The following is a 13,755-nucleotide window of genomic DNA, read 5'->3' as shown; positions in this document are numbered from 1 at the left end:
TGTACAATACGCATCACTAGCCCAGTAAATTCGGGATATGGCGTTCGCCGGGAATTCAACGACTGGTTCATTCAGGGCCGGTTCGATCGACGCCATGCCCCGCTCATCCGCAGGATTCGCCCATGCAGCGCTCGATCGCCACCGTGTCACTTTCCGGCACGCTCGCCGAGAAACTCGCCGCCATCCAGGCCGCAGGCTTCGACGGCGTGGAAATCTTCGAAAACGACCTCGTCTACTTCGACGGATCGCCGGCCGACGTCCGGCGCATGGCCGCCGATCTCGGCCTCGACATCGTGCTGTTCCAGCCGTTTCGCGACTTCGAAGGCGTGAGCGCGGCCCAGCTCGCCCGCAACCTCGACCGGATCAAGCGCAAGTTCGACGTGATGCATGCGCTCGGCACCGACCGCATCCTGGTGTGCAGCAACGTGTCGGCCGACACGATCGCCGACGACGGACTACTCGTCGACCAGCTCGGCGCGCTCGCCGAGGCCGCGCGGCAGGCCGGCGTGGTCGCCGCGTACGAAGCGCTCGCGTGGGGCCGCGTCGTGAAGCGGTACGGCCATGCGTGGAAACTCGTGAATGCCGTGAACAGTCCGCACCTCGGCCTCGCGCTCGACAGCTTCCATACGCTGTCGCTCGACGACTCGCCGGACGCGATCGCCGACATCCCCGGCGACCGGATCGCGTTCGTGCAGATCGCCGATGCGCCGAAGCTCGCGATGGACGTGCTCGAATGGAGCCGCCACTACCGCTCGTTCCCCGGCCAGGGCGACTTCGACCTCGCGCGCTTCACCGCGCGCGTGATCGAATCGGGCTATACGGGGCCGCTGTCGCTCGAGATCTTCAACGACGGATTCCGCGCCGCGCCGACCACGGCCACCGCCGCCGACGGCCATCGCTCGCTGCTCTATCTGGAAGAACTGACGCGCGGGCGGCTCGCGCAGGACGGCCGCGCGCCGGCCGCCAGCCAGCCGCTGTTCGCGCCGCCGGCACCGCCCGCGCACGTCGGGTTCCAGTTCATCGAATTCGCGGTCGACGCACAGGCGGCGGCGACCGTCGGCGAATGGCTCGGCCGGATGCGCTTCCGGCTCGCGGGCCGGCATCGGTCGAAGGACGTGACGCTGTTCCAGCACGGCGCCGCGTCGATCGTGCTGAACGCGGAGCGCGACTCGTTCGCCGACGCGTTCTTCCAGCAGCACGGGCTGTCGCTGTGTGCATCGGCATTCCGCGTCGACGACGCGAAAGTGGCGTTCCAGCGCGCGGCCGGCTTCGGCTATGCGCCGTTCTCCGGCCGCGTCGGGCCGAGCGAACGGGTGCTGCCGAGCGTAAAGGCGCCGGACGGCAGCCTCGAGTATTTCGTCGACGAAACACCGAACGCGCCGACGCTGTATGAATCGGATTTCGTGCTGACCGACATCGACGGCCCGAGCGAAGTCGGCCCGCTGACCGGTATCGACCACGTGTGCCTCGCGCTGCCGGCCGACGCGCTCGATACGTGGATCCTGTTCTTCAAGACGGCGTTCGGCTTCGAGGCCGAGCGCAGCTGGCTCGTGCCCGACCCGTACGGGCTGATGCGCAGCCGCGCGGTGCGCAGCGCCGACGGTTCGGTGCGGATCGCGCTGAATGCGTCGGTCGACCGGCACACGGCGGTTGCCGAATCGCTCGACCGCTACCACGGCACGGGGCTGAACCACGTCGCGTTCCGCACGGACGACATCGTGAAGACGGTCGCCGCGTTCGCGGCCGACGGCATTCCGTTCCTGCGCATTCCGCCGAACTACTACGACGACCTTGCCGCACGCTACGCGCTGCCTGACGAACTGATCGACACGCTGAGCACGCATCACCTGCTGTACGACCGGGACGAGCACGGCGGCGAATTCCTGCACGCGTATACAGAACTGGTCGACAACCGCTTCTCGCTCGAGATCGTCGAGCGGCGCGGCGGATACGACGGCTATGGCGCGGCAAACGCGGCCGTACGCCTGGCCGCGCAGGCGCAGCGCAGGAAATAAGGGAAGGAAAAGAAGCGGGATTTTGGGGCCAAACCGTATCGGCAGCCCGTAGCTAACTTAAAGGGCCGCATCCCGCGCGCACCATCGTGGTGAATTGCGCGGCGGTGCCCCCGCCCGTGCGGCTGGCCGCGATCGGGCCGGAAGCCGCGCGCCGTATGACGTTACATCCCGTAACCCATACCGCAGCGCAGCATCCCATCGCCCGCCACGGTTTTAAGAATCGCTTAAGTCTTCGACGGCACCATCCGCAACCAGTACCCGATAGTTATCTCGAAAAGGAGGAAAGCGATGAGCGCCGTAGAAGCACCCGCGGGCCGCCAGGCCGCGCCCCCTGCAAAGAAGACGATGCTGCGCCGCCTGCTCAGTCATCATGAAATCGCGACGCTGCTCGTGCTGCTGCATGCACCGATCGGCGCAAACGCCAAACCCGAACTGCCTGCGCTGCAGGAAGCCGGCCTCGTGGAGATGGTCAAGCTCGACGCCGATACGGCACCCAGCTTCCGGCTCACCGAAAACGGCACCGCCGTCCTGAAAGGGCTCGGCTACCGCTGAGCCACGGTTTTCACCGCTTCACCGTTACCCCGTTTCCCCGCATCGCCCCGATCCCTGCGACTCGTCGGCTCTTCCGGCGTGTCGCGTCACCCTGCCCGATCCTGCAGCATCAACCGGTATTCCGTCGGCGTCACGCCGACCGTCGCCTTGAACTGGCGCGTGAACGCGCTGTGATCCGTATAGCCGCATAGCGCCGCGACGTCGGTCACCTTGTCGTGCGTGACGAGCAGCGCGGTGGCCGCATCGAGCCGCGTCTTCAGCAGCACCTGGCGCGGCGTCAGGTGGAACACCTTGTGGAAGTAGCGTTCGAGCTGCGCGACCGACATCCCGGCCATCTGCGCGAGCTGCTTCAGGTTCAGCGGCTGCACGTAGTGATCCTGGATGTGCTGGACCACGTCGGCGAGCCGGCTGTACGCCGGGTGCGATCCCTCGTGCGCCTTCAGGTCGCGCGAGATGCCCGCGAGGCCGACCACCCTGCCTGCGGCGTCGCGCAGCGGTTCCTTGCAGGTCAGGCACCAGCCCGGCTGACGGCCCGGATACAGGTGCAGCTCGAGCTGGTCCATCAGTTGCTGGCCGGCGTTGATCGTCGCCATGTCCTGTTCGAAATAGCTCCGGCCGAAACGGCGCGGAAACACTTCGTCGGTCGTCTTGCCGAGCAGGTCGCGCTTGTCCTTGTAGCCGCAGCGCATCGCCAGCGTGCGATTGACGAGCGCGTAGCGGCCGCTCGCGTCCTTCACGAAGAACGCGACGTCCGGCAGCGCATCGAACACCGGTTCGAGCAGGCGGAAGTGCGCGAGCATCGCGCCGAGATCGGCGTTGTCGGGCTGGTAGCGCAACGTGTCGGACAGGCTCATGGGCGGTACGGCAAGCAAGGGCGTCATCCCGGCAACCGCAATGCGAGTGGCAGATGGCGTCGATTATAGAAGCGCCCCTTCGATCGCGTCGCGCCGATCGCAAAGGCGGGCAAGTTGGCGGTGGCCGTCACGTCGCGCCGCCGATCGTCCGGCATCGGCACGCGACATTCGTTGCATGCACAACCACTGCGCCGCGCGCATGGCGGCCGGCCACGGATCCGCTTGGGTCGACGCTGCAGCAACGCATGCGCCGATGCCGGCCTGCCATGAGCACATGGGCTCACCGACGCCCCGGCACCGCGCGCCCGGACTCGCCAGCATAAAAATGAGACGGCGCAGCGTCTTGGCGCGTTTGCGCATTCTCCATGACGATTTCGGCACATATCAGGGTTATCGACGATATGCCGATATCGTCGCCGCCCGCGCACCGAACGCGCAAGACGCCCGCATTTTCGCTATCTAGACTTCGCTTCACGGTCACGAGACGACCTTCCGCCGCGGCAGCAATCGGCGTGCACGGCCTGCGGCATCGGCCATCATGCGCGCCGATTCCGGCACAGCCCGGGCAGCCCGCGGCAAGCACGCACGGCCCTCGCATCGGCCTGCCGACCGAACCGTCTCGCCCGGTTTACCGGTGCCGGCCCGCCAGCCGGCGGCGGCCCAACCACGCCATCAAGGGGAAGTGAAAGTGAAGCTGAAGGTATCGCACGTCGCGCTGGCCGCTGCCTGCGCACTGTCGGGCGCACACGCCATTGCCGCCGACGTCGTCAAGATCGGTTTCGCCGCACCGCTGACCGGCCCGCAGTCGAACTACGGCACGGACATGCAGAAGGGCGTGCAGCTCGCGATCGCCGATTTCAACGCGACGCGTCCGACGATCGGCGGCAAGCCGGTCACGTTCCAGCTCGATTCGCAGGACGACCAGGCCGACCCGCGCACCGGGACGACCGTCGCGCAGCGGCTGATCGACGACAACGTCCGCGGGATCATCGGGCACTTCAACTCGGGCACGAGCATTCCCGCGTCCGACCTGTACGATCGCGCGGGGCTGCCGCAGATCTCGATGGCCACGTCGCCGCAATACACGGCGCGTGGCTACAAGACAACCTACCGGCTGCTGACGAGCGACGCGCAAGCGGGCCGCATCGTCGGCACGTACGCGGTGAAGACGCTGCGCTTCAAGCGCATCGCGATCATCGACGACCGCACGGCCTACGGCCAGGGCATCGCCGACGAATTCGCGAAAGCCGTCGAGGCGGCGGGCGGCACGATCATCAAGCGCGACTTCACGAACGACAAGGCGCTCGATTTCTCCGCGATCCTGACCAACCTCAAGGGGATGAACCCGGACGCGATCTTCTACGGCGGCGGCGACGCGCAATCGTCGCCGATGATCCGCAAGATGCGCCAGCTCGGGATCAAGGCGGCGTTCGTGACGGGCGAGATGTCGCGCTCGCCGACGTTCCTGAAGGTCGGCGGCGACGCGGCCGAAGGCGCGATCGTCTACATGGGTGGCCTGCCGAAGGAGAAGATGCCGGGCTTCGCCGGCTACGCGGCACGCTACAAGGCGCGCTTCAACGAAGACGTGATCACCTACTCGCCGTACTCGTATGACGGCACGATCGCGCTGCTCACCGCGATGAAGGACGCGAACTCGACCGACCCGAAGGTGTACACGCCGTATCTCGGCAAGGTGTCGGTCAAGGGCGTGTCGGCCCCGAGCATCGCGTACGACGCGAAGGGCGACCTGAAGGACGCACCGGTCACGATCTACAAGGTCGAGCACGGCGCGTTCAAGCCGGTCGATACGATCGCCGGCAACTGATACGCCAGTGTAGTGTTCGGTGCCAAGCGGTGCTTATGGGCCTGCGGATTCGCGTTCGCGGCAACGCGCAAACCGCAGCGATGCCCAGTGGCATCGCGAGGATTTGCAACGCCGCCACGGGCGCGAAGGCGCGGCTCATAAGTGCCGATTAGCGCCGAACACAGCACTGGACCCCGCGCGGCGCGTCAGCGGCTCACCGGCCGCCCGCGCCGCGCGCGCTTCGGCGCACGCTACGAAACCTTCCCCGGCGCACACCCGCGCGCGCATTTCGCGCTCCTGTAGAATCCCCCCACCCGCTTTGACGCTTCGTCCCCGCCGCGCCCCATCCCGGTGCGGCGGCGCGTGTTTCGTGCCTCACCCGGCACACGACACGCTTCGACGACGCAAGCCGCGCCTTGTCAGTCCATGCCGATAGCGGGCCCTGGAGACGCAGCACCGACAACAACATTCGAAAACCGATCGTCCTGACCATGCAAGCTTCCGAATTGAGCGGCGTGCCTCGCGCCGCCGAACGCGCGCTCACGCGCAGCGACTACAAGACCCTTGGCCTTGCCGCACTCGGCGGCGCCCTCGAGTTCTACGACTTCATCATCTTCGTATTCTTCGCGCCGGCAATCGGGCAACTGTTCTTCCCGCACGACATTCCCGACTGGCTGCGCCAGCTGCAGACGTTCGGCATCTTCGCGGCCGGCTATCTCGCGCGCCCGCTCGGCGGCGTGATCATGGCGCACTTCGGCGACCTGTTCGGCCGCAAGCGGATGTTCACGCTGAGCGTGCTGATGATGTCCGTGCCGACGCTGCTGATGGGCCTGCTGCCGACCTACGACACGATCGGCATCCTCGCGCCGGTGTTGCTGCTGCTGTTCCGCGTGCTGCAGGGCGCGGCGGTCGGCGGCGAAGTGCCGGGCGCGTGGGTGTTCGTGTCCGAGCACGTGCCGTCGCGCCACATCGGCTATGCGTGCGGCACGCTGACCGCGGGCCTCACGGCCGGCATCCTGCTCGGCTCGCTCGTCGCGGCCGGTATCAACAGCCGCTACTCGGCCGCCGAAGTCGGTGCGTTCGCATGGCGCATCCCGTTCCTGCTCGGCGGCGTGTTCGGGCTGTTCTCCGTGTACCTGCGCCGCTGGCTGCATGAAACGCCGGTATTCGCCGAGATGAAAGCGAAGAAGGCGCTCGCGGCCGAAATTCCGCTGAAGGCCGTGCTGCGCGACCACGGCCGCGCGGTGATCGTGTCGATGCTGCTCACGTGGATGCTGTCGGCCGCGATCGTCGTCGTGATCCTGATGACGCCCGCGCTGCTGCAAAAGCAGTTCCACCTGACGCCCGCGACGACGCTGTTCGCGAACAGCGTCGCGACGCTGTGCCTGACGGCCGGCTGCATCACCGCGGGTTCGCTCGCGGGCTGGATCGGCGCGAAGCGCGTGCTCGGCATCGGCGGCATCGGGCTGGCCGCATGCTACTACCTGTTGTTCGTGCAGGTCGCGGCCGACACGTCGACGCTGCCGCTCTACTACGGGATCGCGGGCTTCATGGTCGGCACGATCGGCGCGGTGCCGTTCGTGATGGTCAAGAGCTTCCCGGCTGTCGTGCGCTTCTCGGGCATCTCGTTCTCGTACAACGTCGCGTATGCGATCTTCGGCGGCCTCACGCCGATAATCGTGTCGCTGATGATGAAGTCGAATCCGCTCGCGCCGGTCGTGTACGTCGCGGCGATCTGCGTGCTCGGCGCGATCGCCGTGCAGTTCTCGAAGGATGCGAAGGACGTGAAGGACACGCATTGAGCACCGCCGCGCACGCGGCTTCGTGAATGCATGAACAAAGGGCCGAATCCCGCGGGATTCGGCCCTTTTGTTTTGCTTCAGCGCAACGGCAACGGCGCGTGTGCGATCAGCGCAGGCTACCGTACGTCGAACTCGGCCGGCGCAGGCCGTCGATGCTCGCGCCGCCCGCGCCCGTGACGAACAGCAGCAGGAACCCGCCGGCGATCGCAATGTTCTTCCAGAAATGGATCACCATGTCGTGCTGGACCGCGGCGTCCGTCGCGTCCCAGAAATTGTGCCCGACCATCGCGGTTGCGACCGTGTAGAACGCCATCAGCAGCGCGAGCGGCTTCACCTTGTAGCCGACGATCAGCAACAGCCCGCCGAGCCCCTCGATTGCGACGACGATCGGCCCGATCACCTGCGGATACGGCACGTTCAGCCCATGCAGGTAACCGATGAAATCGCCGTAGCCGAGCAGCTTCATCACGCCGCCCCACAGGAACAACGCCGCCAGCGCCAGGCGCGCGAAAAAAATGACGCCGGAATCGACGGAACGCGTCATGCCTCTCTCCTCGTATGCAATTCGGCCGCGGCCGCCCGGGGCATGCCCTGACGGCCTGGCGCCGCGCAGCCCTGCGGGGCCCGCGGCAAATGGGCCAGCATAGACAGAGTTTCGGCCGTGTCCAAGAAAAAGGTTGTAGCAAATCTTTACACGGCGGCGGCCGCGCGGCCCGAAGGCGCGGTATGGAAAAGGCGTTTACCCCGCGTCGCTCAACAGCACGCCCTTCTTGAAGATGAAGCAGCCATAGCCGCGCAACTCGCCGGTGACGATCACCGCGTATGCCTGCTGCGCGCGCTCGTAAAACGCGAACCGGTCGATACCCGCAAGCGGCACCGAACGGCCTTCCGCGCGATCGATCTCGGCTTGCACTTCGCGTTGCACGGGCGGCACCGCCGCCGCATCGCCGACGACTTCCATCCGCCACGCGGGCGTGTCGACGAACGTATCGAGCGGCAGCACGGACAGCACCGCGCGCACGACGCGCGCCGAATCGGCGCCGTCGATCCGCAATGCGCGGCCGACCACCGTGTGCTCCGCGACGGATTCCGCCGGGAAATTCGCGTCGCAGATCGCGATTTCATCGCCGTGGCCCATCGCACGCAGCGTGTGCAGGATGTCGGCGTGCAGCAGCGGGTCGAGATTTTTCAGCATGTCGGCAAGTCTCCGGGATCAGGAACGAACCGCGTAACGTTACCCGATCCCGGTGGCTGCTGCGCATGCATCGCTCGCGTCACGACGCCGCGGCCGGCATTTCGTCGATGAAACCCGTGATCGTCGCGAGGCGGCCCGATGCGTCGACCGTGCCGAAGTCCGAACCCTTCACGATCGCCGCGCCGTCAGGCGACACGAGCGCCCACGAGAACCGCAGGTGCTGGCCGAACGTGTCGACGTCGGTCGTGCGGCGGAAGCGGAACGCAGGGAAACGCTCCTGCACGGCCGCGATCATCGTGTCGATGCCCGCATGGCCGTCGCCGGCCATCAGCGGATCGCGATAGGCCGCGTCGCTCGCGTAGGTCGCATCGATCAGCGCGCGGCGGCGTGCGACGTCGGGTTCGTTCCATGCGTCGAAGTAGCGGTCGATCAGGTCGGCGTGAACGGACGAAGCGGATTGGGCGGTGTTCATAGCGAGGCTCCTTGTGTCGATGAGGTGACGGTGTCGCGAACGTTGCGTGTTTCGTATTCGCGTGCAGTCATCGTCGCCGGCCTCGCGCGGGCGGTCGATTACGTACGAGGTAAGGAAATCGCGCCCGCGCCGCCGCGATCAGCCGGCCGCGTAGTCGACCGCCAGGCTCCACGCCGGATCCTCGTGCTTCGCCCAGTACGCATCGAACAGCCGGCGCGTCATCGGGCCCGGCCGGCCGTCGCCGATCGGCACGCGGTTCAGCCGCGTGACGGGCATGATCCCGCCGGCCGTCGACGTGATGAACACCTCGTCCGCTTCGCGCAGTTGCGCATCGTCGACGCGACCGGCCTGCGCGTCGATGCCCATCGACGCCGCCAGCTCGAACACGGTCTGCCGCGTGATGCCGTGCAGCACGCCGCGCTCGGGCGTCCGAAGCCGGCCGTCGCGCACGATGAAGACGTTGAACCCGGGCCCTTCGGCGATGCTGCCGTCCGTGCACTTCAGCACGACCGACTCCGCGCCTGCGTCATAACCCTTCAGCAGCCCCGCGACGAGGTCGAGCCAGTGGTAGTTCTTGATCTGCGGATCGACCGATTCGGGCGGAATCCGCCGCACGTCGTCGACCAGATGCAGGTGCAGGCCCTCGCACAACTGCCGCTCGTTCGCAACCGAGCCGTACGGCACCGCGAACGCGATGAACTGGTTCACCGCGTCGCGCGGGTCACGGCTGAAGGTGGGCGATACGCCGCGCGTGCACAGCATTTCGACGTACGCGTTGCGCAGGCCCGAGCGGCGCACGCATTCGACGAGGATGTTGCGCAGCGCGTCGTCGCTCAACGGTACGTCCAGCCGCAGCCTCGCCAGCGAGCGCCTGAACCGCGCGATGTGCTGGTCGAGACGGAAGAAGCGGCCATTCCACACGTGCACGGTGTCGTACGTGACGTCGGAATGCAGGAAGCCCCAGTCGAGCACCGACACGCGTGCATCGGCGATCGGAATGAAGCGGCCGTTCATGTACGCGGCGCCCGGCGGATACACGGGTGCTCCGGCAGACTGAATGCTCTCCGGCGCCGTACGTTTTGCGTCGGGCGCGTGCGGCGCATAGTCGACCTGCGCGGCAAACGACGCACGATCGGCGTCGAACACGCTGCGATGCACGACCGCATTCGGCCCCGCCGCGCGATCGAACGACAGCTTGCCGTCGAGGTGGTCGATCTCGTGCTGCATCAGCTCCGACACATCGGGCGACAGCGCGTCGCGCCGATGCAGCTCGCCGTCGAGCGTCGTGTACTGCACGCTCACCGACGCATGGCGCTCGACACGCACGAACAGGTCGGGAAAGCACATGCAGTCGTCCCACAGCGTCATCCGCGCCTCGCTGCGCCACACGATTTCGGGGTTCGCGATCACGTCGGGCCAGCCGTCCAGCGCGAGCGCAATCATCCGTTGCCCGACGCCGATCTGCGGCGCGGCGACCGCGCGGCCGAAACCGTGTTCGTCGCGAAACGCACGCAGCGCGGCGCGCAGTGCGCTTGCCGCTTCGCGCACGGCGGGATCGGTAACGTCGCCGACCGGCCGCGCGACGTCGCGCAGCGATGCGGTGCCCACGGGAAGAATCCGCGTATTCATTTCACTATCTCCGACAAAGTCACCTTGTTGCCTCCTTTGAACGTCGAAATCGTCGCCGCCGGGTTGCGCAGCTCGCCGTTCGCGTCGAACGCGATCCGGCCGGTCACGCCCTGGAAGTCGACGCGATGCAGCGCGTCGACGATCTTCGCCGGATCGGTAGACTGCGCGAGCATCACCGCGTGGTAGACGGCCATCATCGCGTCGTAGGCGTACGGTGCGTAGAGCTGCACGGGGGCGCCGTACTGCTGCGTGAAGCGCGCCGCGAACGCGGGGCCGCCCGGCATCTTCGCGAGGCTTCGGCCGCCGTCCGCGCACACGAGGTTGCCGTCAAGCGCATCGCCGGCCAGTTTCAGGATCTCGTGCGTGCACAGACCGTCGCCACCCAGCAGCGGCGCGGCGATCCGCAGCTTCTTCATCTGCTTGAGCATCGGCCCGCCCTGCGTGTCCATGCCGCCGAAGAAGATCGCGTCGGGCGCACGGCCCTTGATCAGCGTCAGCGGCGCGCCGAAGTCGAACGCCTTGTCGGTCGTGTATTCGCGTGCGACCACGGCGGCGCCTGTCTTCCCGAGCCCATCGGCGAACACGTCCGCGATGCCCTGCCCGTAGGCCGTGCGATCGTCGACGACACCGATGCGGCGCGCGTGCAGCTGCTCGACCGCATAGCGGGCGACGGCCTGCCCGAGGAAGTCGTCATTCGCGAGCATCCGGAACGTGGTGCGATAGCCGAGACGCGTGAACGCCGGGTTGGTGGCCGACGGCGTCAGCTCCGCAATGTTCGCCGTCGCGTAGAGCCGCGCGACGGCGATCGACGTCCCCGAATTCTGGTGGCCGATCACGGCGCTGACGTGCGTATCGACGAAGCGCTGCGCGACCGTCGTCGCGACCTTCGGGTCGGCCTGGTCGTCCTGCGCGTCGAGCGCGAACGTGACCGGATGCCCGGCGACGCTTGGATGCGCCGCGTTGATTTCGTCGATCGCGAGCCGGATGCCGCGCGCGCTGTCCTCGCCGAAATGCGCCTGCGCACCCGTGAGCGCGCCGGCAAAACCCACGACGACCGTGTCCGCGCCGAACGCGGGAACGGCCGGCACAAGCGACACAAGAGGCACCAGCAGCACAAGCGGCGCCAGCAGCAGACGTCGGGAACGCATGATGTTTTCCTCGCAGCTTCGTCGTTGACGGATGCTACGATTATCGGCAGCCGTCGCGAAATCCGATAAACATCGGGCGACCTCATTCGTGCGTTTGTTTCGTTTTTTCTCTCCGAAGGAAATCCGATGAACCCCGCCGCCGCGCCGCTCGACGATTTCGACCTGCGAATCCTCGCCCGCCTCCAGCATGACAACCAGATCACCAACCAGGCGCTCGCCGCCGAGATCGGCCTGAGCCCGCCCGCGTGCCTGCGCCGCGTGAAGCGGCTGCGCGACGAGCGCTATATCCAGCAGGACGTTTCCGTCGTCGATCCGACCAAGGTCGGCCTCCCGTTGACGATGCTCGTGCTCGTGCAGGTCGAACGCGAACGGGTCGACCTGCTCGACGAATTCAAGCGGTTCCTGAAATCGCTGCCGGAAGTCATGCAGTGTTATGTGGTGACGGGGCGCGCCGATTTCGTGCTGATGATCGCGATGCGCGACATCGACCATTACGAGGAGTTTTCCACGCGTGTATTCCGGCAGCACCACAACATTCGTCACTTCGAGACGATGGTCGTGATGTCGCGCGTCAAGGTCGGGCTGTCGCTGCCGATTGACATCGCGTAACGATCGCCCGTCGCGGCCACACGCGCCGCAATGAAAACGGGCGCCCTCGGGCGCCCGCATCGTCCGGCGGCAACGGCCGCGCGTGTCAGGTCACCGGCGCCGGGTTGAACAGCGTCAGCGCATTCGCGAGCTTCCATTGCTCGGCCCACGTGCGGCGCTTGCCGCTCGCGACGTCGAGCATCAGCCGGAACAGTTCCCAGCCGGTGTCCTCGATCGTCGCCGCGCCGGTCGCGATCTGCCCCGCATCGAGATCCATCAGGTCGTGCCAGCGGCGCGCGAGATCGCTGCGCGTCGCGACCTTGATCACCGGCACCTGCGCGAGGCCGTACGGCGTACCGCGGCCGGTCGTGAAAATGTGCAGGTTCATCCCCGCTGCGAGCTGCAGCGTGCCGCATATGAAATCGCTCGCGGGCGTCGCCGCGTACAGCAGCCCCTTCTGCTTCGCGCGATCGCCGGGACGCACGACGCCGGCGATCGGCGCGCTGCCCGACTTCACGATCGAGCCCATCGCCTTCTCGACGATGTTCGACAGGCCGCCCTTCTTGTTGCCGGGCGTCGTGTTCGCGCTACGGTCGACGCGGCCGCGCTGCAGGTAACGGTCGTACCAGTCCATCTCGCGGATGATCTCGCGCGCAACGTCCTCGTTCGCCGCACGCGACGTGAGCTGCGCGACGCCGTCGCGCACTTCCGTCACTTCCGAGAACATGATCGTCGCGCCCGCCCGCACCAGCAGGTCGGCCGCAAAGCCGACGGCCGGATTGGCAGTCAGCCCCGAGAACGCGTCGCTGCCGCCGCACTGCACGCCGACGACGAGATCCGACGCCGGGCACGTCTCGCGCCGGCGGCGGTTCAGCCGCTCGAGATGCGATTCGGCCATCTTCATGATCGAGTCGATCATCGAGTTGAAACCGACGTGCGCGGCGTCCTGCAGGCACACGACACCGCCGTTGTCCGTCGCGCCGTCGGCGGTCACCGGAATCGTGCCGGGCGGCAGCAGGCGCTCGGGCTGCAGCTTCTCGCAGCCGAGGCTCACCGTCATCACCTCGCCGCCGAAGTTCGGATTCAGGCTGATGTTGCGCAGCGTGCGGATCGGGATGTCGGCGTCGGGTGCGTCGATCGCGACGCCGCAGCCGTACGTGTGCTCGAGCCCGACCACGTCGTCGACGTTCGGGTAGCGCGGCAGCAGTTCGTCCTTGATCCGCTTCACCGCGTGCTCGACGACGCCCGACACGCACTGCACGGTCGTCGTGATCGCGAGGATGTTGCGCGTGCCGACGGAGCCGTCGGCATTGCGGAAGCCCTCGAACGTATAGCCTTCGAGCGGCGGCAGCGGCGGCGCGGCACGGGTCGCAAGCGGCAGGTCGTCGAGCCCCGGCGGCTCCGGCATGCGCATCGTGCGCTCGTTGACCCAGCTGCCGCGCCGCAGGTCGGTCAGCGCGTAGCCGATCACCACGTTGTAGCGGACGACCGGGTCGCCGGCCGCGAGATCGACGAGCGCGACCTTGTGCCCCTGCGGTACGCCTTCGCACAGCGTCAGCCCGTCGGCGAACGTCGCACCTTCGGGCAGGCCGCCGTCGTTGACGACGATCGCGACGTTGTCGTCCGGGTGCACGCGGATGTAGAGAGGGGAAGCAGTCATTGCAATTCCTGGAGGCTATCGGCCATATTGTTAGTC

At 67.0% G+C, this 13,755-nt stretch carries 12 protein-coding genes; 5 read left to right on the top strand and 7 right to left on the bottom strand.

Annotated features, from left to right (window positions below):
• Positions 1-122 precede the first annotated feature (122 nt).
• Positions 123-2,015: a bifunctional sugar phosphate isomerase/epimerase/4-hydroxyphenylpyruvate dioxygenase family protein gene (locus ACPTTF_RS18815; RefSeq protein ID WP_423367725.1), complete on the top strand. Its 1,893-nt coding sequence runs from the start codon at positions 123-125 to the stop codon at positions 2,013-2,015.
• A 288-nt stretch (positions 2,016-2,303) separates the two neighbouring features.
• On the top strand, positions 2,304-2,567 hold the full coding sequence (locus tag ACPTTF_RS18810) for a hypothetical protein (RefSeq protein ID WP_011353956.1): 264 nt from the start codon (positions 2,304-2,306) through the stop codon (positions 2,565-2,567).
• An 86-nt stretch (positions 2,568-2,653) separates the two neighbouring features.
• Here the strand turns inward: ACPTTF_RS18810 and ACPTTF_RS18805 are convergent, their stop codons facing one another.
• Positions 2,654-3,448, bottom strand: coding sequence for a helix-turn-helix domain-containing protein (locus ACPTTF_RS18805; protein ID WP_423367724.1), 795 nt, complete (start codon positions 3,446-3,448; stop codon positions 2,654-2,656).
• 661 nt (positions 3,449-4,109) lie between these two features.
• On the opposite strand from ACPTTF_RS18805, the gene ACPTTF_RS18800 reads away from it, so the two are divergent.
• Both ACPTTF_RS18800 and ACPTTF_RS18795 read left to right on the top strand, forming a co-directional pair.
• Positions 4,110-5,246 (top strand): branched-chain amino acid ABC transporter substrate-binding protein, encoded by a 1,137-nt coding sequence (locus tag ACPTTF_RS18800; RefSeq protein WP_166956589.1) that lies wholly within the window; start codon positions 4,110-4,112, stop codon positions 5,244-5,246.
• A gap of 470 nt (positions 5,247-5,716) precedes the next feature.
• Complete coding sequence (locus ACPTTF_RS18795; RefSeq protein ID WP_423367723.1) at positions 5,717-7,027, top strand: MFS transporter; 1,311 nt, start codon at positions 5,717-5,719, stop codon at positions 7,025-7,027.
• Between the two features lie 106 nt (positions 7,028-7,133).
• Here ACPTTF_RS18795 and ACPTTF_RS18790 read toward each other — a convergent pair whose 3' ends face one another.
• The 5 genes from ACPTTF_RS18790 to ACPTTF_RS18770 all read right to left on the bottom strand — a co-directional run bounded on the left by ACPTTF_RS18790 (position 7,134) and on the right by ACPTTF_RS18770 (position 11,471).
• Entirely contained in the window at positions 7,134-7,571 is a 438-nt protein-coding gene (locus ACPTTF_RS18790) for a DoxX family protein (protein ID WP_166956583.1), read from the bottom strand.
• Positions 7,572-7,766: 195 nt separating this feature from the next.
• Positions 7,767-8,222: an RbsD/FucU family protein gene (locus ACPTTF_RS18785; protein WP_423367722.1), complete on the bottom strand. Its 456-nt coding sequence runs from the start codon at positions 8,220-8,222 to the stop codon at positions 7,767-7,769.
• Between the two features lie 79 nt (positions 8,223-8,301).
• The gene (locus ACPTTF_RS18780) at positions 8,302-8,694 is read right to left on the bottom strand and encodes a nuclear transport factor 2 family protein (protein WP_423367721.1); all 393 of its coding nucleotides are present in this window, start codon (positions 8,692-8,694) and stop codon (positions 8,302-8,304) included.
• Between the two features lie 138 nt (positions 8,695-8,832).
• Positions 8,833-10,323, bottom strand: a complete 1,491-nt coding sequence (locus tag ACPTTF_RS18775; RefSeq protein WP_423367720.1) for an aminotransferase class IV — start codon at positions 10,321-10,323, stop codon at positions 8,833-8,835.
• Complete coding sequence (locus ACPTTF_RS18770; RefSeq protein ID WP_423367719.1) at positions 10,320-11,471, bottom strand: branched-chain amino acid ABC transporter substrate-binding protein; 1,152 nt, start codon at positions 11,469-11,471, stop codon at positions 10,320-10,322. Before ACPTTF_RS18770 ends, ACPTTF_RS18775 begins: the two co-directional genes overlap by 4 nt.
• A gap of 126 nt (positions 11,472-11,597) precedes the next feature.
• Between ACPTTF_RS18770 and ACPTTF_RS18765 the strand changes: the two genes are divergently transcribed.
• Positions 11,598-12,080: an Lrp/AsnC family transcriptional regulator gene (locus ACPTTF_RS18765; protein ID WP_166956571.1), complete on the top strand. Its 483-nt coding sequence runs from the start codon at positions 11,598-11,600 to the stop codon at positions 12,078-12,080.
• An 85-nt stretch (positions 12,081-12,165) separates the two neighbouring features.
• On the opposite strand, the gene garD is transcribed toward ACPTTF_RS18765, so the two are convergent.
• Positions 12,166-13,719 (bottom strand): galactarate dehydratase, encoded by a 1,554-nt coding sequence (gene garD / locus ACPTTF_RS18760; RefSeq protein ID WP_423367718.1) that lies wholly within the window; start codon positions 13,717-13,719, stop codon positions 12,166-12,168.
• Positions 13,720-13,755: the final 36 nt, after the last annotated feature.

The sequence above is a fragment of the Burkholderia crassaminum genome, from assembly GCF_964265005.1.
GTDB lineage: Bacteria > Pseudomonadota > Gammaproteobacteria > Burkholderiales > Burkholderiaceae > Burkholderia.
This window is presented reverse-complemented; position numbering and strand designations above follow the sequence as displayed.

Excerpts from the sequence above, each read along its gene's own strand:
- ACPTTF_RS18815 (WP_423367725.1), top strand. The coding sequence starts at position 123 with ATGCAGCGCTCGATCGCCACCGTGTCACTTTCCGGCACGCTCGCCGAG.
- ACPTTF_RS18780 (WP_423367721.1), bottom strand. The coding sequence starts at position 8,694 with ATGAACACCGCCCAATCCGCTTCGTCCGTTCACGCCGACCTGATCGAC.
- ACPTTF_RS18810 (WP_011353956.1), top strand. The coding sequence starts at position 2,304 with ATGAGCGCCGTAGAAGCACCCGCGGGCCGCCAGGCCGCGCCCCCTGCA.
- garD (WP_423367718.1), bottom strand. The coding sequence starts at position 13,719 with ATGACTGCTTCCCCTCTCTACATCCGCGTGCACCCGGACGACAACGTC.
- ACPTTF_RS18775 (WP_423367720.1), bottom strand. The coding sequence starts at position 10,323 with ATGAATACGCGGATTCTTCCCGTGGGCACCGCATCGCTGCGCGACGTC.
- ACPTTF_RS18795 (WP_423367723.1), top strand. The coding sequence starts at position 5,717 with ATGCAAGCTTCCGAATTGAGCGGCGTGCCTCGCGCCGCCGAACGCGCG.
- ACPTTF_RS18765 (WP_166956571.1), top strand. The coding sequence starts at position 11,598 with ATGAACCCCGCCGCCGCGCCGCTCGACGATTTCGACCTGCGAATCCTC.
- ACPTTF_RS18805 (WP_423367724.1), bottom strand. The coding sequence starts at position 3,448 with ATGACGCCCTTGCTTGCCGTACCGCCCATGAGCCTGTCCGACACGTTG.
- ACPTTF_RS18770 (WP_423367719.1), bottom strand. The coding sequence starts at position 11,471 with ATGCGTTCCCGACGTCTGCTGCTGGCGCCGCTTGTGCTGCTGGTGCCT.
- ACPTTF_RS18790 (WP_166956583.1), bottom strand. The coding sequence starts at position 7,571 with ATGACGCGTTCCGTCGATTCCGGCGTCATTTTTTTCGCGCGCCTGGCG.
- ACPTTF_RS18785 (WP_423367722.1), bottom strand. The coding sequence starts at position 8,222 with ATGCTGAAAAATCTCGACCCGCTGCTGCACGCCGACATCCTGCACACG.